This is a genomic window from Actinoplanes sp. NPDC051346 (assembly GCF_040682215.1).
In the GTDB taxonomy this organism is placed as follows: domain Bacteria; phylum Actinomycetota; class Actinomycetes; order Mycobacteriales; family Micromonosporaceae; genus Actinoplanes.
Map to the genome: position 1 here is coordinate 100,540 of NZ_JBFBAJ010000015.1, position 20,950 is coordinate 121,489.

At 72.3% G+C, this 20,950-nt stretch carries 21 protein-coding genes and 1 pseudogene; 8 read left to right on the forward strand and 14 right to left on the reverse strand.

The window, feature by feature from the left end:
* Positions 1-531 carry a hypothetical protein gene (locus AB0M36_RS31285; RefSeq protein WP_364164807.1) on the forward strand — a complete coding sequence of 177 codons (531 nt, stop codon included), beginning with the start codon at positions 1-3 and terminating at the stop codon, positions 529-531.
* A gap of 256 nt (positions 532-787) precedes the next feature.
* Here AB0M36_RS31285 and AB0M36_RS31290 read toward each other — a convergent pair whose 3' ends face one another.
* From AB0M36_RS31290 to AB0M36_RS31320, 7 genes and pseudogenes are all read right to left on the reverse strand, one after another.
* Entirely contained in the window at positions 788-2,044 is a 1,257-nt protein-coding gene (locus AB0M36_RS31290; RefSeq protein ID WP_364164810.1) for an MFS transporter, read from the reverse strand.
* A gap of 158 nt (positions 2,045-2,202) precedes the next feature.
* Entirely contained in the window at positions 2,203-3,819 is a 1,617-nt protein-coding gene (locus tag AB0M36_RS31295) for a proton-conducting transporter membrane subunit (protein WP_364164813.1), read from the reverse strand.
* On the reverse strand, positions 3,816-5,360 hold the full coding sequence (locus AB0M36_RS31300) for an NADH-quinone oxidoreductase subunit M (RefSeq protein ID WP_364164816.1): 1,545 nt from the start codon (positions 5,358-5,360) through the stop codon (positions 3,816-3,818). Before AB0M36_RS31300 ends, AB0M36_RS31295 begins: the two co-directional genes overlap by 4 nt.
* On the reverse strand, positions 5,357-7,258 hold the full coding sequence (locus AB0M36_RS31305; RefSeq protein ID WP_364164819.1) for an NADH-quinone oxidoreductase subunit L: 1,902 nt from the start codon (positions 7,256-7,258) through the stop codon (positions 5,357-5,359). Before AB0M36_RS31305 ends, AB0M36_RS31300 begins: the two co-directional genes overlap by 4 nt.
* Positions 7,255-7,575, reverse strand: a complete 321-nt coding sequence (nuoK, locus tag AB0M36_RS31310) for an NADH-quinone oxidoreductase subunit NuoK (RefSeq protein WP_364164822.1) — start codon at positions 7,573-7,575, stop codon at positions 7,255-7,257. The genes AB0M36_RS31305 and nuoK overlap by 4 nt, the downstream gene beginning before the upstream one ends.
* On the reverse strand, positions 7,575-8,090 hold the full coding sequence (locus AB0M36_RS31315) for an NADH-quinone oxidoreductase subunit J (protein ID WP_364164825.1): 516 nt from the start codon (positions 8,088-8,090) through the stop codon (positions 7,575-7,577). Before AB0M36_RS31315 ends, nuoK begins: the two co-directional genes overlap by 1 nt.
* A 326-nt stretch (positions 8,091-8,416) precedes the next feature.
* A pseudogene (locus tag AB0M36_RS31320) lies at positions 8,417-8,941 on the reverse strand (NADH-quinone oxidoreductase subunit I); the annotation flags it as partial.
* Between the two features lie 105 nt (positions 8,942-9,046).
* On the opposite strand from AB0M36_RS31320, the gene AB0M36_RS31325 reads away from it, so the two are divergent.
* The 3 genes from AB0M36_RS31325 to AB0M36_RS31335 all read left to right on the forward strand — a co-directional run bounded on the left by AB0M36_RS31325 (position 9,047) and on the right by AB0M36_RS31335 (position 10,246).
* Positions 9,047-9,616 (forward strand): Uma2 family endonuclease, encoded by a 570-nt coding sequence (locus tag AB0M36_RS31325; protein ID WP_364164827.1) that lies wholly within the window; start codon positions 9,047-9,049, stop codon positions 9,614-9,616.
* 94 nt (positions 9,617-9,710) lie between these two features.
* Positions 9,711-10,070 carry a hypothetical protein gene (locus tag AB0M36_RS31330; RefSeq protein WP_364164829.1) on the forward strand — a complete coding sequence of 120 codons (360 nt, stop codon included), beginning with the start codon at positions 9,711-9,713 and terminating at the stop codon, positions 10,068-10,070.
* Complete coding sequence (locus AB0M36_RS31335; RefSeq protein ID WP_364164831.1) at positions 10,028-10,246, forward strand: hypothetical protein; 219 nt, start codon at positions 10,028-10,030, stop codon at positions 10,244-10,246. The genes AB0M36_RS31330 and AB0M36_RS31335 overlap by 43 nt, the downstream gene beginning before the upstream one ends.
* Positions 10,247-10,288: 42 nt before the next feature.
* On the opposite strand, the gene AB0M36_RS31340 is transcribed toward AB0M36_RS31335, so the two are convergent.
* From AB0M36_RS31340 to AB0M36_RS31350, 3 genes are all read right to left on the reverse strand, one after another.
* The gene (locus tag AB0M36_RS31340) at positions 10,289-11,386 is read right to left on the reverse strand and encodes a serine hydrolase domain-containing protein (protein ID WP_364164834.1); all 1,098 of its coding nucleotides are present in this window, start codon (positions 11,384-11,386) and stop codon (positions 10,289-10,291) included.
* Positions 11,387-11,493: 107 nt separating this feature from the next.
* On the reverse strand, positions 11,494-12,453 hold the full coding sequence (gene nuoH / locus AB0M36_RS31345) for an NADH-quinone oxidoreductase subunit NuoH (protein ID WP_364164837.1): 960 nt from the start codon (positions 12,451-12,453) through the stop codon (positions 11,494-11,496).
* Complete coding sequence (locus AB0M36_RS31350) at positions 12,453-13,124, reverse strand: NADH-quinone oxidoreductase subunit C (RefSeq protein WP_364164840.1); 672 nt, start codon at positions 13,122-13,124, stop codon at positions 12,453-12,455. The genes nuoH and AB0M36_RS31350 overlap by 1 nt, the downstream gene beginning before the upstream one ends.
* Positions 13,125-13,247: 123 nt before the next feature.
* On the opposite strand from AB0M36_RS31350, the gene AB0M36_RS31355 reads away from it, so the two are divergent.
* Together AB0M36_RS31355 and AB0M36_RS31360 are read left to right on the forward strand one after the other, a co-directional pair.
* Positions 13,248-13,757, forward strand: coding sequence for a sigma-70 family RNA polymerase sigma factor (locus AB0M36_RS31355; protein WP_364164843.1), 510 nt, complete (start codon positions 13,248-13,250; stop codon positions 13,755-13,757).
* Positions 13,750-14,712 carry a hypothetical protein gene (locus tag AB0M36_RS31360; protein ID WP_364164846.1) on the forward strand — a complete coding sequence of 321 codons (963 nt, stop codon included), beginning with the start codon at positions 13,750-13,752 and terminating at the stop codon, positions 14,710-14,712. Before AB0M36_RS31355 ends, AB0M36_RS31360 begins: the two co-directional genes overlap by 8 nt.
* A gap of 7 nt (positions 14,713-14,719) precedes the next feature.
* Here the strand turns inward: AB0M36_RS31360 and AB0M36_RS31365 are convergent, their stop codons facing one another.
* The 4 genes from AB0M36_RS31365 to AB0M36_RS31380 are packed head-to-tail and all read right to left on the reverse strand — an operon-like array spanning position 14,720 to position 18,438.
* Positions 14,720-16,024, reverse strand: a complete 1,305-nt coding sequence (locus AB0M36_RS31365) for a DUF2252 domain-containing protein (RefSeq protein ID WP_364164848.1) — start codon at positions 16,022-16,024, stop codon at positions 14,720-14,722.
* Between the two features lie 33 nt (positions 16,025-16,057).
* Positions 16,058-16,642, reverse strand: a complete 585-nt coding sequence (locus tag AB0M36_RS31370; RefSeq protein ID WP_364164850.1) for an NADH-quinone oxidoreductase subunit B family protein — start codon at positions 16,640-16,642, stop codon at positions 16,058-16,060.
* 26 nt (positions 16,643-16,668) lie between these two features.
* Positions 16,669-18,087 (reverse strand): gamma-glutamyltransferase, encoded by a 1,419-nt coding sequence (locus tag AB0M36_RS31375; protein ID WP_364164853.1) that lies wholly within the window; start codon positions 18,085-18,087, stop codon positions 16,669-16,671.
* Positions 18,088-18,105: 18 nt separating this feature from the next.
* Positions 18,106-18,438 (reverse strand): MGMT family protein, encoded by a 333-nt coding sequence (locus AB0M36_RS31380; protein ID WP_364164856.1) that lies wholly within the window; start codon positions 18,436-18,438, stop codon positions 18,106-18,108.
* Between the two features lie 61 nt (positions 18,439-18,499).
* Between AB0M36_RS31380 and proB the strand changes: the two genes are divergently transcribed.
* Both proB and AB0M36_RS31390 read left to right on the forward strand, forming a co-directional pair.
* Entirely contained in the window at positions 18,500-19,609 is a 1,110-nt protein-coding gene (gene proB, locus AB0M36_RS31385; protein ID WP_364164859.1) for a glutamate 5-kinase, read from the forward strand.
* 17 nt (positions 19,610-19,626) lie between these two features.
* The gene (locus AB0M36_RS31390) at positions 19,627-20,865 is read left to right on the forward strand and encodes a glutamate-5-semialdehyde dehydrogenase (RefSeq protein ID WP_364164862.1); all 1,239 of its coding nucleotides are present in this window, start codon (positions 19,627-19,629) and stop codon (positions 20,863-20,865) included.
* The last annotated feature ends 85 nt before the right edge of the window (positions 20,866-20,950 follow it).

The window sequence follows — 20,950 nt, forward strand, 5'->3', positions numbered from 1 at the left end:
ATGCGCGTGGCGAAGGTATTTGTTCTGGCAGCGGCGATGGTGGCGGTGTCCGCGGTGCCGGCTGCCGCGTCCGGATCCGGCGCCGGCGCCGGCAGCGGCGGCGGCGGATGGGAGCCGACGAGCACGCCACCGTTCGTCATCCCGGCCGGGGACGTGTGCCCCTTCGAGGTCAAGGGCGACATCGTCCGTGACCGCGAGCGGATGCGGACGCCGGCGACCTACCCGGACGGTTCGCCGAAGGTGCAGGACTTCGAGGGCGTGCTGGTGATCCGGTACACCAACACCGGCAACCACAAGTCGGTCGTCCGCGACGCGACCGGCTCCATCCGGGTGTACTACCTGGAGGACGGCACCCGGATCTCGCAGCTACGCGGCCACAACGCCCTGCCGATCAAGGCCTCCAACGTGGGCTTCCCCGGCGGGGACTACATCACCCACGGCGACTTCGTCGTGATCCGGCACCCGGACGGCAGCCGCGAGGTGCCGGTGCGGCTCGGCACGATGGAGAACCTCTGCGAGACGCTCGCCTAAGGCGTGAGCTCCGGGTCGAAGGTCGACGGTCGGCCGCCCTTCGACCCGAGCTTGCGCCGGTTCGCGGCGTGGTCGGCCTTGCTCAGGATCGTTGCCCGGCCGGCGCGCGACGGCACCTGGCCGCCCAGCGCAACGGACCCGCCCGCCCAGCACGCGACGGGACCTGGCCGCCCAGCGCAACGGACCCGCCCGCCCAGCACGCGACGGGACCTGGCCGCCAGCACGCGACGGGACCTGGCCGCCAGCACGCGGCGGATCAGCCGGCCAGCGCCTCGCGTAGTTCCCGCGCCGCGCGTTCGTCGGCGCGGGCCATGGAGCCGGTTGGCATCGCGGCGACCGCAGCGGCCACCATCAGCACGGCGGCGGCGAAGACGAATGCCCAGGGCAGGCCGCCCGGGCGGTCGACGATGCCACCGGCGATCGCTCCGCCGGCGGCGCTGCCCGCCACCGACACGGTGACCACCCAGGTGTAGGCCTCGTTCAGCATGGCCGCCGGCGCGATGCGGCCCACCAGGTTGTTCTCGACCGTCAACGCCGGGGCGATGGTCGCGCCGCCGATGACCAGGGCCGCGCCGAGGGCCAGTGGGGTGGGCATGACGGTCAGGACCAGGAAGCTGAGCGAGACCGCGGCCAGGAGCCAGGCGAACTGGCGGGAGAGTGCCATCGCGGGGCGGCGGGTGCCGTACCAGATGCCGCCGATCGCGCTGCCGAGGCCCCACACGCCGAGGAGGACGCCGCCGAGGCCGTTGCCGCCGCCGTGCTGGTTCGCGTACGCCGGGACCATCACGCCCGCCGCGCCGAAGGCGACACCGAGCGCCCCGACGCAGATCAGCAGGGCCGGGAATCCGCCGGCCTTGAGTGGGCCGAGGCCACGGGCCGGCTCGGCCGACTCGTGGCGCTCCCAGTGGCGCATGATCGGCAGCACGGCGATCCCGACCGTGCCGCCCAGCGTAACCACCGCCGCGAAGATGATCGCGGCGGCCGGGCCGGTCAGCACGACGAACGCCGCCACCACCAGCGGGCCGAGCACGAAGACCAGTTCGAACAGCGAGGTCTCGGCGGCCATCGCGGCCGGGCGCAGGGCGTGCGCTCCGGTGCCGGGCGCGGTCGCGTCGGTCCAGGCCCGTCGGATGGCGGCGGTCAGCGGCGGGTACGTCGCCCCGGCCAGCGCCGACGCCACGACGAGCGACGGCAGGGCGTCCGCACCGCCGCGGCTTACGAAGATGAGGCCGGCCAGGGCCAGCGGATGCAGCACGGCGGTAGCCAGCAGCACGGGCGACGGGCCGATGCGGTCGGCGAGGCGACCGGCGAACGGGCTGACCGCCGCGCCGGCCAGCGCGTACATGCCGCCGGCGAGGCCCGCGGCGGCGTATCGGCCGGTGGCCTGCTGCACCAGCAGGAGCAGCGCCAGCGGGGTCACTCCGATGCCCAGTCGAGCCAGGATGCCGACGATGAGAAGGACCTTCCCGCCGGGCATCCGCCACACGCCTAGGTACTGACGCAATGCCGTCACGGTCCTGCCACCTCGCCTTCAGGAGCGCTCTCCTCCGCGCCGAACTTCGCCGCGGCAACGCTGGGTGCGATCAGGCGACCATAACGGCCGGCGGCGGCTCGGCCGTACCGAAAATAGACCCGCTGTCATGGACGTCACCCCCGGCGTCGGGGCTGACGTCAGCCGCTCAGCGCGTCGAAAACCGCCTGCGGCACGAAGCCCAGGACGGCGACCGTGATCGCGGCCACCGCGATGGATACCGCCACGGCCCGGGCGACGACCGGGCGGGGATGGGCGGCCGCGTCGAAAAGGTCGGGGTCGATCACCGCGACGGCCGCCGTCCCCTCCCCCGCCGACACAACGGCGGCCGGCGTCGCAGAGGACGCCGTCGCAGAGGACGGCGCTGCGGGAGACGCCGTCGCGGAGGACGCCGTCGCAGAGGACGGCGCTGCGGGAGACGCCGTCGCGGAGGACGGCGCTGCGGAGGGTGGGAGTGTGGCGACGGGGATGCCGGCCCGCTCGGGGACGGCGTAGAGCAGGGCCCCGACGCGGACGTAGTACGCCAGAGCGATCACCGCGTTCAGGGCGACCACGCCCGCCAGCCAACCCCAGCCGGACGCGATCAGCGACTCCACGACCGCCACCTTGGCGAAGAGCCCGGCCAGTCCCGGAGGGAGGCCCGCGAGACCCGCCAGCGCCAGGACCATCGCGGCGCCCAGCCACGGGTTGCGGCGGCCCTCGCCCCGGTAGTCGTCGAGGGCACCGCCGTCCGTACCCGGGCCGCGCAGGGCCGCGATCACCCCGAGGGCCACGAATTCCAGGAGGACGAAGAAGACCGCGTACGCGTATGCGGCCCGGACCCCCGCCGCACCGGCCGCCAGCGGGGCGAGGATGTAGCCCGCCTGGGCGACCGACGACCAGGCCAGCAGGCGCACCATGCGCGTCTGGCGCAGCGCCACGAGGTTGCCGACCGTCATGGTCAGCACGGCCAGGACCGCGATCAGCGGTCCGGTGTCCAGCCGTTGCACGACCGCCGCCAGGGCCAGCACGCCGCCGAGCTTCGAGGCCGTCGACAGGTAGGCGGCCACCGGCACCGGCGCGCCGTCGTAGGTGGCCGGCGCCCACGCGTGCAGCGGCACCGCCGCCACCTTGAACGCGAAGCCGATCACCACCAGCGCCGCACCGACCGCGGCCAGGGACGCGTACGCGCCGGAGCCCTCGACCAGCGCGTCGAGGTGCACGGCGCCGGTGGCGGCGAACAGCAGCGCGGCGCCTAGCAGCGCGATGGCCGTGGATATCACGCTGACCAGGAAGAACGTGACCGCTGCCGCGGCGCCGGCGGTGGATTCGCGGACTCGGCGCAGGCCGACCAGCACGTACAGCGGCAGGGTCAGGGTCTCCAGGCCGACGATCAGCGTGATCAGGTCGCCGGCGTACGCGACGACCACGCCGCCCGTCATCGCGCAGGTGAGCAGGAAGCAGAACTCCCCCGGCGGCGCGAATCCGCGCCGCAGCGCGGGGGCGGACAGGGCGAGCACGCCGACCGTCAGCCCGGCGAAGAGCACGGCCATCAGCGCCGCGTGCGGGGTGACCGTCCACGAGCACAGCCCGTCGCGGCAGAGGGTGCCGGCGTGGTCGGGCACGGCCACCGCGACGACCGCCGTGGCGAGGGCGCCGACCGTTCCGGCGAACAGGTGGAAGCGGCCGAACGCCAGCTCCACCACCAGCACGAGCAGCGCCGTTCCGGCCGCCGCGTAGAGCGGCAGGAGGGCGACGTGGTCGACGGCCTGGATCATCGCACCGCTCCGGTCAGGGCGGCCACCGGGTCGGACGCGGCGGCGAGGACGAGCGCGGGCACCAGGCCGACGACGAGCGTGAGCAGAATCAGCGGGCTCCAGGCGAGCCATTCGGACCGCGTCACGGCCGGGAACCCGGCAACCGCCGGCGCCGCCGGTCCGTGGGTGATCCGGCGCAGCAACCGCAGGAAGTACGCGGCCGTCAGCGCGCCGCCGATCGCCGCCACCACGGCGAGGGTGAGCCACAGCGGGCCGCCGCGCTCGACGGCGGCGACCACGGCGAAGGCCTCGCCCCAGAAGCCGGCCAGGCCGGGCAGGCCGAGGGAGGCGATCGCCGCGAAGCCGAGCAGGCCGGCCAGCCGCGGCGCGGTCTCTCGCAGTCCGCCAAGCTCGCCGAGGTCGCCGGTGTGCGCCCGGTCCTTGATCGCTCCGGCGAGGAAGAAGAGCAGGCCGGTGATCAGGCCGTGCGCAACGTTGCCGATGAGTGCGGCCTGCACGCCGGTCATCGTCAGCGTGGCGATGCCGAGCAGGACGAAGCCCATGTGGCCGACGCTGGAGTACGCGATCAGCCGCTTCAGCTCGGTCTGGCGCAGGCACACCAGCGATCCGGCGATGATCGCGGCGGCGGCGAGGATGCCCAGCACCGGGGCGGCCCAGGCGGCTCCCTCCGGGGCGACGCCGACGCCGACCCGGATGAGGCCGTAGGTGCCCATCTTCAGCAGGACCCCGGCGAGGATCACGCTGCCCACCGTGGGCGCCTCGGTGTGCGCATCCGGCAGCCAGGTGTGCAGCGGCCACAGCGGCGCCTTGACCGCGAACGCGACCGCGAACAGGGCGAACGCGACGCACTGCGTGGTGCGGGAGAGCCCGTAGCCGCCGACGAGGGCGAGCAGGTCGCCGGTGCCCGCGGCGACGACCACGGTGAAGACGCCGAGCAGCAGCAGCACCGAGCCGAAGAGCGTGTAGAGGACGAACTTGCGGGCCGCCCGCCGCCGCTCGATGCCACCCCAGCCGGCGATGACCGCGTACATGGGAAGCAGAACGACCTCGAAGAACACGAAGAACAACACCAGGTCGAGCGCGAGGAAGGTGCCGAGGATGCCGACCTCGAGAACCAACAACAGAGCGGCGAGGGTACGGCCGGAGCCCCCCGCGGGCACTTTGGCGAGCGTGTACCCGCAGCACAGCAGCGTCAGCAGCCCGGTCAGGACGACCAACGGCCACGACACGCCGTCGACACCGAGGTGGAAGTCGATGCCCAGCGCGGGCACCCAGGGCACGTCGACCTCGACCCAGGGCACGACGGGAGGGAGCCCCGCGGACCCGTACCCGGCCCAGCCGACCTCCCGTGTCGACGGGATCACGCCCGGCAGCAGCGACAGCACGAAGGTGGCGGCGGCGACCACCGTCGCCAGCAGCCGCGCACCGCGGTCGCGGCGGGCCGGCATCAGGGCGACCGCCGCCGCGCCGAGTGCGGGCACCGCCAGCAGGGCGATGAGCACGAGTTGCATGCCCAGGGGAACGTCGTCGGGCGCCATCATGACGCGGCTCCGTAGATCGCGGCGACGACGCCGAGGACCAGCGCGCCGGTGAGGACGGCAGTCGCCGCGCGGGGCAGCGCGGCACGGTGGGCGGTGGCCAGCAGGGCTCCGAGGCGGGTGGTCGAGGTGCCGGTGCCTTCGACCGCGGCGTCGACCACCCGCTCGTCGGCCAGGCGCACGGCACCGGCGATCGCGCGCACCGGCCGTACGATCAGACGGTCTTGCAGGTCGTCCAGCCGGAAGCCGGCGGCGAACAACGGCCGCAACCGGCCGAGGGCCAGCGCTGGATCGGCGCCCGGAGCCGTGTGCCAAAGCCACCACGAGCTCGCGGCGCCGAGGGCCAGCAGCACGATGGGGAGCGCGAGCGAGACACCGAGGTGCGGTTGGTCGAGTTCGAGCGCGGACCGGAAGCCGGGCAGGAAAGCGGCCAGGCCCAGCAGCACCGACGGCACGCCGAGCAGCACGATCGGCCAGCGCATCAGGCCCGGCGGATCGTGAGGCGGCGGGGGTGGCATGTCGTAGCGGGCGTCGTCGAAGCCGACCTGCCAGTCCTCGGTGCGCGAGCGTGGGTAGCCGAAGAAGGTGCGCAGGAGCAGGCGGGTGGCATACCAGGCGGTGATGGCGACGCCGGCGAGCGCGGCGAGCCAGACCACCCAACCCACCCAGGCTGGCGCGGGACCGCCGCCGTCGGTCGCGTGGGCGGCCGCCACGAGCACGTTCTCCTTGGACCAGAAACCGGCGAGCGGGGGTACGCCGGCGAGCGCGCCCAGGCCGATGACGAACGACCAGAACGTCACCGGCAGGTGCTCCCGGAGGCCGCCCATCCGCGACATGAGGTTGGTGCCGACCGCGTGGATCACCGCGCCCGCCGCCAGGAACAGCAGCGCCTTGAACGCGGCATGGGTGAGCAGGTGGAACAGCGCGGCCGCGGGCGAGCCGACGGCGAGGGCGCCGGTCATGTAGCCGAGCTGCGAGACCGTGGACCAGGCCAGCACCCGCTTGAAGTCGTCCTGCGCGGTCGCGGACAACGCGCCGAGCAGCAGGGTTACCGCGGCCACCACCCCGAGCACCGCGAGCGCGGCGGGAGACTGCGCGAACAGCGGATACAGCCGGAAGACGACGTAGACGCCGGCGGCCACCATCGTGGCCGCATGGATCAGCGCGGAGATCGGCGTCGGGCCGGCCATCGCGTCCGGCAGCCAGGTGTGCAGCGGGAACTGCGCGCTCTTGCCGGCAACCCCGGCGAGGAGGAGCAGCAACGCGACCGTCGACGTCCCGGTGTGTTCGAGGACGTCCTCGATCTGGAAGCTGCCGGCAGAGACCCCGAGCCACGCGATGCCGAGCAGGAAGCCGACGTCGCCGACCCGGGTGACGACGAACGCCTTCACGGCCGCGGCGGGCGCCTCGGGCAGCCGCCGGTCGTGGCCGATGAGCAGGTACGAGCAGACGCCCATGACCTCCCAGCCGACCAGCAGCAGAATGAGGTCGTTCGCGGAGACCACCAGCAGCATCGCGCCGGTGAAGAGGCTGACCTGGGCGGCATAGGGCGCATACCGCGGGTCGTCGTGCAGGTAGGCGACCGAATAGATCTGCACGAACAGGGCGACGAGGCTGACCGCCAGCGCCACATAGGTCGTGGCGGGGGCCATCCAGAATCCCACCATGACCTGCAGGTCGCCGAAGGTCACCCACTGCATCCTCGCCTGGACCGGCACGTCCACCACGATCGCCAGCACGAGGCTGACGAGCAGGGCGAGCGCGGCACCGGCGATGCCCAGCGTGGCGGCCGCGCGCCGTCGCTCCCGGCCACCGTCGCCCGGCGGCAGCAGCAGCCCGACCACGCCCAGCAGCAGCGGCACGCCGGCGAGCAGCGGCATCAACACGTCGGCGGCGATCATCCGGCGTCCGCCTCGTGGTGCAGCGCGACCTCGTCCACCTGCACGGCGGCCCGCATCCTGTACCACTGGAGCACGATCGCCAGGCCAACGCCGACCTCGGCGGCGGCGAGCACGATGACGAAGAGGGCGAAGACGCCACCCCGGTGGCCGAGCCCCGCGGAAACCGTGGCGTCCGCGGTCACCAGCACCAGATTGACGGCGTTGAGCATCAGCTCGACGGCCATCAGCACGAGGATCGCGTTCCGGCGGCGCAGGACACCGTAGACCCCCAGCCCGAACAGCAGCGCCGCCGTCACGAACGGGATCACCGCATGCATCAGGCCTCGCCCCCCTTCCGCGCACCGATGTCGGGACGCGACAGCACGATGGCGCCGACCAACGCGGCGAGCAGCAGAATGGAGAGCACCTCGAACGGCAGCACCCAGGTGCCGAAGATCTCGGCACCCATCCGCTCGGCGGTGCCGGGCGCGGGCAGCGGGTGGATCGACCAGCGGAACGCGTCGGCGAACAGGACTGCGAGGCCGAGCCCGACGCCACCGCCGACGATCAGCGCGGGCCAGGCCGGGCGGTCGAGGTCGTCGGAGGGACCGATCGGGGCGCGGGTCAGCATGACCGCGAAGAGCAGCAGCACCACGACCGCGCCCACGTAGACGAGAACCTGCACCCAGGCGACCAGCTCCGCGCCGAGTACGAGGTAGAGACCGGCGATGGCGCCGAGGCTGACGACCAGGTAGAGGCCGGCGCGGACGATCTGGGCGCTGGTGACCACGAGCGCGCCCGAGCCCACCGCGAGGGCCCCGAGCGCCAGCAGCAACGCGTCGGCGACCGTCACTTCTCCGTCTCCGGAGCCTCGGGGGCGGCGCTCTCCGACGCCGGGCTTCCCGGCGCCGGGCTTCCCGGCGCGGCGCTTGCCGGGGCGGCGCTTGCCGGGGCGGCGCTTGCCGGGGCGGCGCTTGCCGGGGCGGCGCTTGCCGGGGCGGCGCTTGCCGGGGCGGCGCTCTCCGACGCCGGGCTTGCCGGCGCGGCGCTTCCCGGCCCGGCGCTTCCCGGCCCGGCGCTTCCCGGCCCGGCGCTTCCCGGCCCGGCGCTTCCCGGCCCGGCGCTTCCCGGCCCGGGGCGGGCGGCGGGTCGCGCGGTTCGGGCCGGGGTGGCGGTGCCCGGGCCCGCGGCCTTGCGGGCGGCGGTCGCTTCCTCCTTCGACGGCTCCCCGAGCACGTCGTGGGCGGGCGGCGCGGGCACGGTCGGCATCCAGTCGCCGAGCCGGTTCTTGTCGTGCAGCAGGTCCAGCACGTCCAGCTCCGAGTATTCGAACTCCGGACTCCAGTGCAGGGCGTCGAACGGGCACACCTCGATGCAGATCCCGCAGTACATGCACAGGGAGAAGTCGATGTCGAACCGGTCGAGCACGTTGCGCTGCCGGGGCCGCGCCGCGCCGGGCACGACGACCTCTTCCTTGTGCGAGTCGATGTAGATGCACCAGTCGGGGCATTCGCGCGCGCAGAGCATGCAGACGGTGCAGTTCTCCTCCAGCAGCGCGATGACGCCTCGCGACCGAGGAGGCAGGTCGGGCTCCACGTCGGGATACTGCTGGGTGGTGGATCGCCTGGTCATGGTCTTGAGCGTGACGGCCAGTCCGTTGATCAGGCCCTTGCCGGGCGCGGACCGCTCTCCGTGCTCACTCATAACCGCATATCCTGCCCGGTCGTCGCACCAGAGGCGAGCACACCCCCACCAGATCTTCGAGTACGGTGGCAGGAGGGTGCTCGACCCTGTTCCTGGAGGCCCGTGATGACCGCTGCGCTGCACGACATTCCGCCGGCCGACGGCTGGACCACGGATGATCTTGACGCCCTTCCCGAAGACGGCCTACGCCGCGAGCTGCTCGATGGAGTGCTCCTCGTGTCCCCCTCCCCCACGGACATTCACCAAGTCCTAGCCGGGCGCCTCATGGTCGCCCTTGAGCAAACCTGCCCCGGCAATCTCCACGTGACCCAGGCGGTCGAGGTGCGGATCAATTCGCGCCGGTCGTTCATTCCCGACGTCTTGATCACCACGGACGACGCCGCCAGCCGCCACGCGAGCTTCTACGACCCACAGGAGGTTCAACTGGCGGTGGAGATCGTTTCTCCCACGTCGCAGAGCATGGACCGGGTCATGAAGCCAGCGCTGTATGCGAAGGCTGGCATCCCGAACTACTGGCTGGTCGAGACTCAGGGTGGCCTGACCGTCCAGACCTACAAGCTCGACGACGAGGACGAGGTGTATCAACCGTCGGGCACGTTCACCGACTGGATCAAGATCGATCAGCCGTGGCGTATCGAGATCCCCATCGCGAAGCTGCGGCCTCGGCACCTCTGAAGCCCGCGGCACGGGACGATACGCGTGCTTCACATTTTTCTTTGTGAATAATGAAGATCGTCCGTTTGTGGGCCCTGTGTCCGGTTAATGGCGGGTGCGACACCGCGTCAATGACCACATAGGAGGATCGCTGATTACCCGCATCGCACCCCGGACCCGAGCGGCCGCAACCGCCGCGCTCGCCGCCGCCGGCCTCACCGGCCTGCTCGGTGCCGCAGCGCAACCGGCCGCCGCGGCACAACCGACCGCCGCAGCGCCCACCGCCGCCGCAGCGCCCACCGCCGCCGCAGCGCCCACCGCCGCCGCAGCGCCGACCGCCGCCCTGGCGTCGCCGTGCGTGCAGAAGATCGCCGTCGTCAACAACGGCGGCTTCGTGATGAACTTCCAGATCACCACCCGGGACGGGCAGCTGTGGCGCCGACCGACGACTACCCGATCAACCAGTGGCGGCTGATCGACCTCACCTCGACGCCACTGGCCGAGGGTGTCGACGTGCGGCCGCTCGTGCACGCCGCCGCCGGCGACGACGTCGTCGGCGACACCTTCGTGTCGTACTGCGCGAACGGCCAGACGGCGACCTACACCGCCAGCGGCACGACGCTCAACTACTCCGTCACGCTGCTGACCTGACGGCCGTGGCCGGGCGCCCCTGCACGGGCGCCCGGCGCGCCGTCACTGGCAGAGGGCCGCGTCGAGGACCTTGACCACACCGTCGTTCTGCTCCGGGGTGGTGGGCTGGGAGGTCACCGCCACCGCCGCCGCGGGGCCACCCTCGATGGCCGCGACGCGGGTCACGAAGCCGGGGATGGAACCGCCGTGGCCCCAGGCGACGCGGCCGCAGCTCAGCGTGAAGCTGATGACCCCGAGGCCGTAGCGGGCACCGGGCTGGGAGCCCTCGGCGGGCACCGTACGGCGCATCTCGGCGAGCTGGGCCGGCGGCAGCAGCTTGCCGTCAATCAGCGCGGCGAAGAACTTCCTCAGGTCTGACGGGGTGGCGACCAGCTGTCCCGCCGCCCAGCCCCAGGACGGGTCGAGATCGGTCACGTCGAACTGCTTCCCGGTGTCGTCGGGCGCGTAGCCGTGCGGGTGGCGTTCCCGGATGACCTGCTCGCCGGCGGACGGAAAGTAGGTGTGGCGCAGCCCGGCCTTGCGGATCACCCTTTCGGTGATCTCCTCGGTGACCGGCCGGCCGGTCACCCTCTGCACCAGCAGGCCGAGCACCACGTAGTTGGTGTTGCTGTACTTCCATTTCGCGCCGGGCGCGAATCCCGCCGGGTGGGCCAGGGCCAGGTCGAGCAGTTCGCGCGGCTCGTAGTAGCGGCTGAGCTCGTCGGACTCCAGGTGGCCGGTGTAGTCGGGCAGCCCGCTGGTGTGCTGCAGCAACTGCCGTACGGTGAGATGCCGCCCGTCGATGCCGTCGCCGCGCAGCAGGCGCGGCAGGTAGGTCTCCACCGGCTCGTCCAGGCGGACCTTGTTCTCGGCGACGAGCTGGAGGACCACGACGGCGACGAACGTCTTCGTGTTGCTGCCGATGCGCACCTGCCCATCGACCGGGACCGGCCGGCGGGTGCCGAGCTTGGCGACGCCGGCGGTGAGGTCACGGATCCGCCCGTCTCTGCCCTTCACCGAGGCGAGCGCGCCCGGCCAGCCGTCCTCGGCGACGATCCGGCGCAGCTCGTCGCGCACGGGATCGCGGGTCGCCGCGCCCGCGGGCGAAGCGGCGACCAGAACCGCGAAGGCGGTGACGGCGGCAGCGGCATGTCGCAACATCGTGAGGCTCCAAGGGGATCGCGGAAGATCTGACCCTTGAAGCCTCGCCGGACGCGCCCGCCGAGTCGATGGGGCTAGCCGCCGAACCGGGGTGTAGCTGTCCCTACCTACAGCGCCACTTTGACCGCGGCGGTGAGCACGAGCTGGCCGAGGGCGACCGGCACGAGCACCAGCCAGCACAGGCGCTGGAGCTGGTCCTCGCGCAGCCGCGGATAGGTGACCCGCAGCCAGATGATCACGAAGGACACGGCGAAGACCTTGAGCAGCGTCCAGAGCCAGCCGAGGTGCTCCGCCGCCGGACCGTGCCAGCCGCCGAGGAACAGCACGGTGGTCAACGCGGCGATGACCACGATGCCGACGTACTCGGCGAGCAGGAAGAACGCGAAGCGCAGCCCGCTGTATTCGGTCATGTAGCCGAACACCAGCTCGGAGTCGGCGATCGGCATGTCGAACGGCGGGCGCCGGATCTCGGCGAGGCCCGAGATGAAGAAGACCAGCGCGGCCGGCGCCTGCCAGAGCAGCCACCACGGCGACCATGCCTCGACGATGCCGGGCAGGCTCAGCGTGCCCGCCGCCATCGCGACGCTCGCCGCGGACAACACCAGCGGCAGCTCGTAGCCGAGCAGTTGGGCGGCGCCGCGCAGGCCGCCGAGCAGGCTGTACTTGTTGGCGGACGCCCACGCCGACATGAGCACCGCCACGACGCCCACACCCAGCACGGCCAGGACGAAGAACAAACCCATGTCGAGGGCCTGGGCGACGAGACCGCCGGGTCCGAGCGGGATGGCCAGCAGGACGATGAGGTACGGGAAAAGCGCCACCAGCGGCGCCAACTGAAACACCCGACGGTCGGCGTCCCGCGGAGTGATGTCCTCCTTCTGCACGAACTTGACGCCGTCGGCGACGAGTTGCGCCCAGCCGTGGAAGGCGCCGGCGTACATCGGCCCGAGCCGGCCCTGCATGTGCGCCATGACCTTGTGCTCGGCCTGGCCGACGACCAGCGGCAGCACGAGGAAGGCGGCGACGACCGCGACGACCCGTACGGTGAGATCGAGCCAGAGCGGCATCAGTTCTCTTCCTTCGCGGGACGGGTGCGGCGGGCTGGCTTCTCGGCCGGCGGGATCGTGCCCTTCAGCGGACCCCACTCGTTCGGGTCGGGCACGCCCGGCGGGCGCATCGGGGCCCGCTTGGCCGTTCCGGCCTCGGACTCCCCCGGCTCCTTCGCGCCCGGCCAGGCCTTCGCCACCCGCGAGGCGAGCACGAACTCCTTGCGCAGCGGATTTCCCTCGAAGCCCGGCGGCAGCAGCAGCGGACGCAGGTCGGGATGGCGCACGAAGCCGATCCCGAACATCTCGTGGGTTTCGCGCTCGTGCCAGGCGGCACCGGGGAAGAGGTCGACCACCGACTCCACCACCGGGTTGTCCCGGGGGACCCGGGCCCGGATCAGCAGGCCGTGCTTGCGCCGCGTGGACCAGAGGTGCGCCACCACGGTGAAGCCCTCATCCAGCTCGTCCACCGCCGAGAGCCAGTCGAAGAAGTCACAGCCGAGCGCGGCGGGATCCCGCACCGCCTCGATGGCCGCCCACCACAGCGCGGCCGGCACGTCGACGACCGCCCGTTCGTGGCCCGGCCCGCCGCCGGACACGCCCGCGGTGAGCGCCGAGGGATCCACGGGCGTCTCGGCATCGGCGGCTGTCAGCAGCGCGACGAGCCGTTCGCCGACCTCTTCGGGCGTCATATCGCCCATCCTAGGGTCCGGCGAGGCCTACCCTCGAAGGCGGCGCAACCATCGGCCCGGCCCGCGCGTGTATTCGCCGTGACATCACCAGCCGTCAGCCTCGGACCGGAGCCGCTCGCCGCCGTGACAGCAAACCCAGCATCGTTCGACGAGCTGTATGCCGCGCATTACAGCGACCTGACAGTGCAGTTGTACGCGTACTTCGGCGACCGGCAGGAAGCGCAGGACGTGGTCCAGGAAGCCTTCTGCCGGGCCCTGGCCCGGTGGCGGGCCGTCTCCCGCTACGACGACCCCGTCGGCTGGGTACGCCGGGTGGCCTGGAACCTCGCCGTGAGCGGGTGGCGCCGCAGGAGGACCGCGCTGAACTTCCTGCGCCGGCAGCGGGCCAGCGAGGACCAGATCGACGGGCCCGGCCCGGAGCGCGTAGCCCTCGTCGCCGCGCTGGCCACCCTGCCCGCGACCCAGCGGCGGGCGATGGTCCTGCACTACCTGGCCGACATGACGATCGCCGAGATCGCCGAGCGGGAGAACGTCGCCGAGGGCACGGTGAAGTCCTGGCTCCACCGCGCCCGGGCCGCCCTGGCGGCCCGACTGAACGCCGGCACGACCACCGAGGAGGCGCGCAATGCCTGATCAGTTCGACACACTCTTCGCCGACCTGCGTGCCAAGACCCTGCCGGAGGTACGCCCGCCCGGCCCCGCCGCGGCGCGCGGCACGGTCCGGCGGCGGCGCACCACGAGGACCGTCGTCGCGGCGTCCACCGTGCTGGCCGTCGCGGGCACCCTGACCGCGGTCGGGCTGCCCACGCAGCGGGAGACAGCCGACGAGCGGCTCGACCGGCTCACCGCCGCCGCCCAGAAGGCGGTCGACGAGAAGGGGACGGCGGTGGGCGTCGGGGTCATCGGTAGCGCGTCACCGGACAGCACGGAACGCTACCCCAACCTCTCCCCCGGGACCTACACGCTGACTGTCGTCTGCGGCAGCTCCGGGACGCTCACCATGAAGGCGACGCTGACCGCCGCCGCCGGCTCCACCGACCTGGGCGGTCAGGTGGCGTCCTGCTCCGCGGAACCGGTCGCGGCGCAGATGGAAGTCCAGACCCCGGTCGACGGTGAGCTGACCGTCGCTCTCCACGCGGACCGGGCGGCCGGGGGCGCGGCCTACGTCATGATGCTCACCCGCAAGCCGGAACCGTGGGGCGTGCCCGTCGCCCCGGAGTCGACGTGGAACGCCGACCGGGCGGCGCAGATTCTTTCCTCCGGCGGAGGCCGGCCGGTCGGGATGACGACCGAGCGGCCCGGAAAACCGACGACCCAGCGCGTCGGGGCGGCCGGGGAATACCGGTTTCGGATGGTCTGCGCGGGCCCGGGGAGCGTCACTGTGACCGTGGCTGGACCGGTCGTCAACCCGCTGCGTCCCCACGAGGCGACGCTGCTGTCCGAGACGGTCGCCTGCACCGACGTAGACCCGCAGCCCGCCCTTGTGGGCGTGGGCCTGGAGAAGGACACCGAGGTCACGGTGAAGGTCACGGCCGACGAACAGGCCCACAACAAGGCCGGCTTCGCGTACGTGGTCGAGCCGGCCTGACGCCTCTTTAGTCCAGCCCGGGGAGGCGGCCGTTGCGGAACAGGTCGACGAAGTCCTGGTGGTCCTCGCGGGCCTGGTCGCCGTACCGGTGGGCGAAGTCCACCAGGACCTGCACGAAGCCGGCCTCGTCCTTGTCGACCGCGGCCACGATCGCCTCCTCGGTGGAGAAGTCGACGAGGTCGTGGCTGGACTCGTCGTCTGCCACCGAGTGCATCCGGGCCACCGCGCGGCCCAGGTCGGCCAGGACCCCGGTCAGGTCGTCGGGTTCGTTGACGTCGGACCAGTCGAGGTCGTTCGCGTACGGGGACACCTCGGCGACCAGCTGCCCCACCCCGGCGAGCTCGGTGAAGCCCAGCCACGAGTCGGCGTGCGCCTGAAGGGCGCGCTGCGACTCGGCGGTGCGGTGGCCCTGGTGGCGGAAGTAGCCGCGGACCCGTTCGTCGTCGATCCAGCGGGCCACGGCCGGCACCTGCGCCTGCTTCATGTAGATGACGACGTCGTTCTCGAGTGCCTGGGTGTGACCCTCGAGCAGCAGGTTGTAGGACGGCAGCCCGGCCGACCCGATGCCGACGCCCTTGCGCAGCTTGATGTCCTTGATGGTGGTGGAGACGCCGTCGCCGTGCGACGGCAGGGTGCCCAGGTACTGGTGGAAGGCCGCGGTCACCGTGGCCACGGTCGCCTCGTCGACCTCGTAGACGCCGTCGCCGAGCGAGAAGCGGCGCTCGTAGTCGTCGATCGTGGTCTGCGCGGCCAGCAGGTCGACGCGGGTGTTGAGCCGGGCCTCCTGGAGCACCCGGCGCAGCACGCCGGTGGCGTTGTCGAGGGTGATCGACCCGATCGCGTCGTCGCCGCCGTGGGCGATGGCACGCAGCTCGGTCAGGTACGCCCCGGCGAACGTGGTGACCAGCCCGGTGATGACCTCGTCGGAGAGCGCCTTGCTGTAGCCGATCAAGGCAACGCTCGCGCAGAAGCGTTTGAGGTCCCAGAGGAACGGGCCGACATACGCCTCGTCGAAGTCGTTGACGTTGAAGACGAGTTGGCCCGAGGAGTTCATGTAGGTGCCGAAGTTCTCGGCGTGCAGGTCGCCGTGGATCCACACCCGGCTGGTCTGCGCGTCGAGGAAGCGGTCGTCGGCGTAGCCGCCGGTCATGTCGGCGTAGAAGAGCGAGGCGCTGCCCCGGTAGAACGCGAACGGCGAGGACGCCATCTTGCGGAACTTGCGCCGGAAGGCGGACGGATCGACCGCCATCAGCTCACCGAATTCCCTGGTCAGAACGTCGATGATGAATTCTGACCGCGGCTGATCACCCATGATGCGCAGCGTAGACCGGCGAGGCGACGCCTGTCAGCCGGGCGGACGGACGACCGGGGCCGTCAGCGAGGCTGCGTCCCGGCGCGACACGGACTCCGGCGGGCCGGGCACCAGCGCGTCGCCGGAGCGAAGCGGGTCGGGGCGGGACACGCCGCCGAGGCCCGACTGCTCAGCGGCGATCTTCTCCTGCAGGCGCAGGATGCCGTGCAGCAGCGCCTCCGGCCGCGGCGGGCAGCCCGGCACGTAGACGTCGACCGGGATGAGCTGGTCGACGCCCTTGGTCACCGAGTACGAGTCCCAGTACGGGCCGCCGCAGTTGGAGCAGGAACCGAACGAGATCACGTACTTGGGCTCGGGCATCTGGTCGTACAGCCGTTTGATCGCCGGGGCCATCTTGTCGGTGACCGTGCCGGAGACCACCATGAGGTCGGCCTGGCGCGGGCCGTGCGCGAACGGGATCACGCCCATCCGCATGAAGTCGTGCCGGCTCATGCTGGTCGCGATGAACTCGATGGCGCAGCAGGCGAGGCCGAAGTTGAAGACCCACAGCGAGTAGCGGCGCCCCCAGTTCAGCACGAACTTGATGGGCTCCCCGAGCACTCCTGGCAGACCGGCCACGACGCTCAACCTACCTCCCGTACGGCTCAGAGCAGCAGTCCGACCCCGTCCCGGCGCGGGTCGCCCGCCGCGCCTCCGGCCCCCACCGCCGTCACCCCGCCGAAATAGTGGTTGATCTCCGCCCACTCGTGGATCCGCCAGCCCGCCTCGACCAGGGCGTCCAACTCGTCGCGGGAACATCCCGGCTCGGCGTGCACCGTGTCGTCCACGACGTGGAACCGGGGTCGCGCGATCGCCGCCGACATGTCCAGCCCGTCGACCAGGACGCCGATCAGCGTGTCGATCAGCGCGGTCCGAATGCGCGACGCCCCGGCCGAACCCACCGCCACGGCCAGGTCGCCGTTGGAGTCGATGACCACCAGCGGGCACATGTTCGACGACATCCGGCGTCCGGGCGCGAGGTCGCCGGTGATCAGCTCGCCCTCGCCGAGCATGGAGTTGAGGTTGATGCCGAGCCCGGGCAGCCAGACCGCCGCGCCCAGGCCCAGCGTCGTCGTGATCACGCACGCGTTGCCCTCGGCGTCCACCACCGAGACGTTGGTGGTGTCGCCGATCTTCTGCCGCCCCCGGTCCCGCAGCGCCGCCGCCAGGGTCACCGCCCGCTCCGGCCGGGAAAGCTCGGACAGGGACGCGGGCAGGGCCGCGATCGTGTCGACCGTACGGTTGAGGTCGTGGCGGGCCCGCACCCGAAACGAGCCGAGCGCCGCGTGGTCGACCGGCGTTTCCAGCACCCGGTACGCGGCGAGGTCCATCGGTCCCAGCGCGCCGCCGGCCGCCCGTACGGTGTCGACCATCAGGGCCGCGTAGGCGCCGGTGTAGAACAGGGCCGGACCGTCCGCGGCCAGCGCCTCGAAGGCCCCCGCCAGCCCCGGGTGAAAGAGCCGGTCGCCGCCGCGCAGCAGCTGCCCGCCGGGCGCGTAGATCGCGGCACCGTCCCCGTGGGCGAGGGCGGGCGCGCAGGCGGCCAGCGTGCGCGCGTGCGCCGGAGGCATCACCACGCCCGTGGTGGCCAGCTCGTACGCCGGGGCCACGAGTGCTTCCCACGGCAGGCGCCCCCACCGGCGGTGCACCTCGCCGCAGCCGGCGGGAACGCCCGGCACCGCGACGCTCGCCCCGCCGATCGAGTAGACCTGCGGCACGCCCCCGAAGAACACGTCGACGGCGACCATCGGGCCCGGCAGGCGGTCGCCGTCCGTGCCCGGCACCGAGACGAAGAAGTCGAGGCAGGTCACCTCGCCCGAGGCGGCGTCGAAGTAGGTCGCGAAGCCGCCTCCGCCCAGTCCGGTGTAGACCGTCTCGGTGGCACACGTGGCGAGCACGGCGGCCACGGCGGCATCGGCCGCGGTGCCCCCGTCCCGCAGTATCCGCAAGCCCGCCAAGGCCGTCGCGGGATGGCTGGCGGCGACCCCGGCCGCGATGCGCCCCATCCGTGGGGAAGTCTCCATTGGGCGAAGCGTAGGCGCTCAGAGCCTCCGACGACCGCCCGTCCCTCTCCCGGGCATCCACCCGGCCCGCGCCATGTCCACCCGGTCACCCTTCAGGGGTACGCCCTCGCTCAGCAACCGCTGCCGTGCCTCCTGCTCATGCCCCGGCGGCATCCGTCCCGCGCTGTTCACCACCCGGTGCCAGGGCACTCCTCCCCCGTGGCGGGCCATGATCGTTCCCACCTGGCGGGCCGAGTTGCGCCCGGACACCTCGGCCAGGGCGTCGGCGACCGCGCCGTAGGACATCACCCGGCCCTCCGGGATGCTCTCCACGAGCTGCAGCACCTCTTCGACGTACTCCTGGGGTGTCACGACCGCCACGATATGGGATCCGCGTCCGGGTCCGCGGACCTCGGCGAGCAGAATGGTGCAGGTGCGCGAAGAGGTGACCGGTGCCCGACGCGTCGTGGTGAAGGTGGGGTCCTCCTCGCTGACCACGGCCGCCGGCGGAATCGACGAGCAGCGCGTCGACGCCCTGGTCGACGTGCTCGGCAGGCATGCCGCCCGGGGTCGGGAGGTCGTGCTGGTCTCCAGCGGCGCGATCGCCGCCGGGCTCGCCCCGCTCCAGCTGCGCCGGCGACCGCGCGACCTGGCCACCCAGCAGGCCGCGGCCTCCGTCGGCCAGGGCATGCTGATCGGACGGTACGCGGCCGGCTTCGCCCGCCACGGTCTGACCGTGGGGCAGGTGCTGCTCACCGTCGACGACGTGACCCGGCGAGCGCACTACCGCAACGCGTACCGAACCCTGCGCAAGCTGCTCGACCTCGGTGCGCTCCCGATCGTCAACGAGAACGACACGGTCGCCACCGACGAGATCCGCTTCGGCGACAACGACCGGCTCGCGGCGCTGGTCGCCGCCCTCGTCCACGCCGATCTGCTGGTGCTGCTCTCCGACGTGGACGCCCTCTACACCGGCGACCCGTCCGCCTCGACGTCCCGGCGCGTCGACACGGTGCGCGACGCGGCCGACCTGTCCGGGATCGCCATCGGCGCCGCCGGCCGGGCCGGCGTCGGCACCGGCGGGATGGTGACCAAGGTCGAGGCCGCCCGGATCGCCACCGGCTTCGGCATCCCGGTCGTGCTGACCGCCGCGCCGATGGCCGGGCGGGCCCTGGACGGCGACGAGATCGGCACCCTCTTCCACGCGGCCGAGAAGCGCCCCACCGCCCGGCTGTTCTGGCTGGCGCACGCGACGTCCCCCCGCGGCCGGCTCCACCTCGACCCCGGCGCCGTCGCCGCGGTGGTCGCCCGCCGCAAGTCGCTGCTGCCCGCCGGCATCACCGCGGTGGACGGCTCCTTCTCGGCCGGCGACCCCGTCGACCTGGTCGACACCTCCGGCGCCCCGATCGCCCGGGGGCTGGTCAACTACGACGCCGTCGAAATTCCCGCCCTGCTCGGACGCTCCACGCCGGAGCTGGCGGCGGCCCTCGGGCCAGGATATGAACGAGAGGTCGTCCACCGCGACGACCTGGTCCTCCTCTAGACCTCCCAGGAGTCACCATGACTGTGCGTCAGCAGGCCGCCGAGGCCCGGGTCGCCGCGATCGACCTCGCGGCCGCCACCCGCGCGGAGAAGGACGCCGCGCTGCTGCTGATGGCGGAACGCCTCGTCGACCGTACGGACGACATCGTCACCGCCAACGCCGTCGACGTCGACAACGCCCGCGGCGGCGGCCAGTCCGAGGCGATGATCGACCGCCTCACCCTGACTCCGGACCGGGTCGAGGCGATGGCCGACGGCCTACGCCAGCTCGCCGCCCTGAGCGACCCGATCGGCGACGTCGTCCGCGGCGCCACCCTGGCCAACGGCCTGGAACTGCGCCAGGTCCGGGTCCCCTTCGGCGTCGTCGGCATCATCTACGAGGGCCGCCCCAACGTGACCGTGGACGCGGCCGGCATCTGCCTGAAGTCGGGCAACGCGGCCCTGCTGCGCGGCTCCGGCTCGGCGATGAGCTCCAACGCGGCGATCGTCTCGGTGCTGCGCAAGGCGGTCGCGGACGCGGGCCTGCCGGCGAACGCCATCCAGCTGCTGGACGCGACGACCCGCGACTCGGTCAAGGAGCTGATGCGCGCCCGCGGCCTGGTCGACGTCCTCATCCCCCGCGGCGGCGCCTCCCTGATCAAGACGGTGGTCGAGGAATCCACGGTCCCGGTCATCGAGACCGGCGTGGGCAACTGCCACGTGTACGTCGACGAGGCGGCAGACCTCGAAAAGGCCCTCGGCGTCGTGCTGAACTCGAAAACCCAGCGCCTGTCGACCTGCAACACGGCCGAGTCGCTGCTCATCCACTCCGCCCTGACGGAAACGTTCCTGCCGTTGGTGATCGAGGAACTGATCAACGCCGGCGTGACCATCCACGGCGACCCGCGCGTGGCCTCGTTCGACGACGTCGTGCCGGCGACCGAGGAGGACTGGGGCAAGGAATACCTGTCGGCGGACATCGCCGTCGCGGTGGTCGACTCCCTCGACGACGCCCTCGACCACATCCGCCGCTACGGCAGCGGCCACACCGAGGCCATCGTCAGCGAGAGCACGACGGCGGTCCGCCGCTTCGCGGCCCGGGTAGACGCGGCGGCCGTAATGATCAACGCGTCGACGCGCTTCACGGACGGCGGGGAGTTCGGTTTCGGCGCGGAGATCGGCATCAGCACTCAGAAACTGCACGCCCGCGGCCCCATGGGCCTGCCGGAGCTGACCTCGACGAAGTACATCGTCACCGGCAACGGCCACACCCGCTGACCGGACGGAATGCGGCCGCATGCACGGCCGCATTCCGACGCAGGTCTCACTGGCATGCCACATTGGCGCGGTTACCAACGGGCGC

What these genes read in the sequence shown, in the direction of transcription:
- AB0M36_RS31285 (WP_364164807.1), top strand. Translation starts at nt 1, where the DNA reads ATGCGCGTGGCGAAGGTATTTGTTCTGGCAGCGGCGATGGTGGCGGTG.
- AB0M36_RS31295 (WP_364164813.1), bottom strand. Translation starts at nt 3,819, where the DNA reads ATGATCCAGGCCGTCGACCACGTCGCCCTCCTGCCGCTCTACGCGGCG.
- AB0M36_RS31300 (WP_364164816.1), bottom strand. Translation starts at nt 5,360, where the DNA reads ATGATGGCGCCCGACGACGTTCCCCTGGGCATGCAACTCGTGCTCATC.
- AB0M36_RS31305 (WP_364164819.1), bottom strand. Translation starts at nt 7,258, where the DNA reads ATGATCGCCGCCGACGTGTTGATGCCGCTGCTCGCCGGCGTGCCGCTG.
- nuoK (WP_364164822.1), bottom strand. Translation starts at nt 7,575, where the DNA reads ATGCATGCGGTGATCCCGTTCGTGACGGCGGCGCTGCTGTTCGGGCTG.
- AB0M36_RS31325 (WP_364164827.1), top strand. Translation starts at nt 9,047, where the DNA reads ATGACCGCTGCGCTGCACGACATTCCGCCGGCCGACGGCTGGACCACG.
- AB0M36_RS31340 (WP_364164834.1), bottom strand. Translation starts at nt 11,386, where the DNA reads ATGTTGCGACATGCCGCTGCCGCCGTCACCGCCTTCGCGGTTCTGGTC.
- nuoH (WP_364164837.1), bottom strand. Translation starts at nt 12,453, where the DNA reads ATGCCGCTCTGGCTCGATCTCACCGTACGGGTCGTCGCGGTCGTCGCC.
- AB0M36_RS31350 (WP_364164840.1), bottom strand. Translation starts at nt 13,124, where the DNA reads ATGACGCCCGAAGAGGTCGGCGAACGGCTCGTCGCGCTGCTGACAGCC.
- AB0M36_RS31360 (WP_364164846.1), top strand. Translation starts at nt 13,750, where the DNA reads ATGCCTGATCAGTTCGACACACTCTTCGCCGACCTGCGTGCCAAGACC.
- AB0M36_RS31365 (WP_364164848.1), bottom strand. Translation starts at nt 16,024, where the DNA reads ATGGGTGATCAGCCGCGGTCAGAATTCATCATCGACGTTCTGACCAGG.
- AB0M36_RS31375 (WP_364164853.1), bottom strand. Translation starts at nt 18,087, where the DNA reads ATGGAGACTTCCCCACGGATGGGGCGCATCGCGGCCGGGGTCGCCGCC.
- AB0M36_RS31390 (WP_364164862.1), top strand. Translation starts at nt 19,627, where the DNA reads ATGACTGTGCGTCAGCAGGCCGCCGAGGCCCGGGTCGCCGCGATCGAC.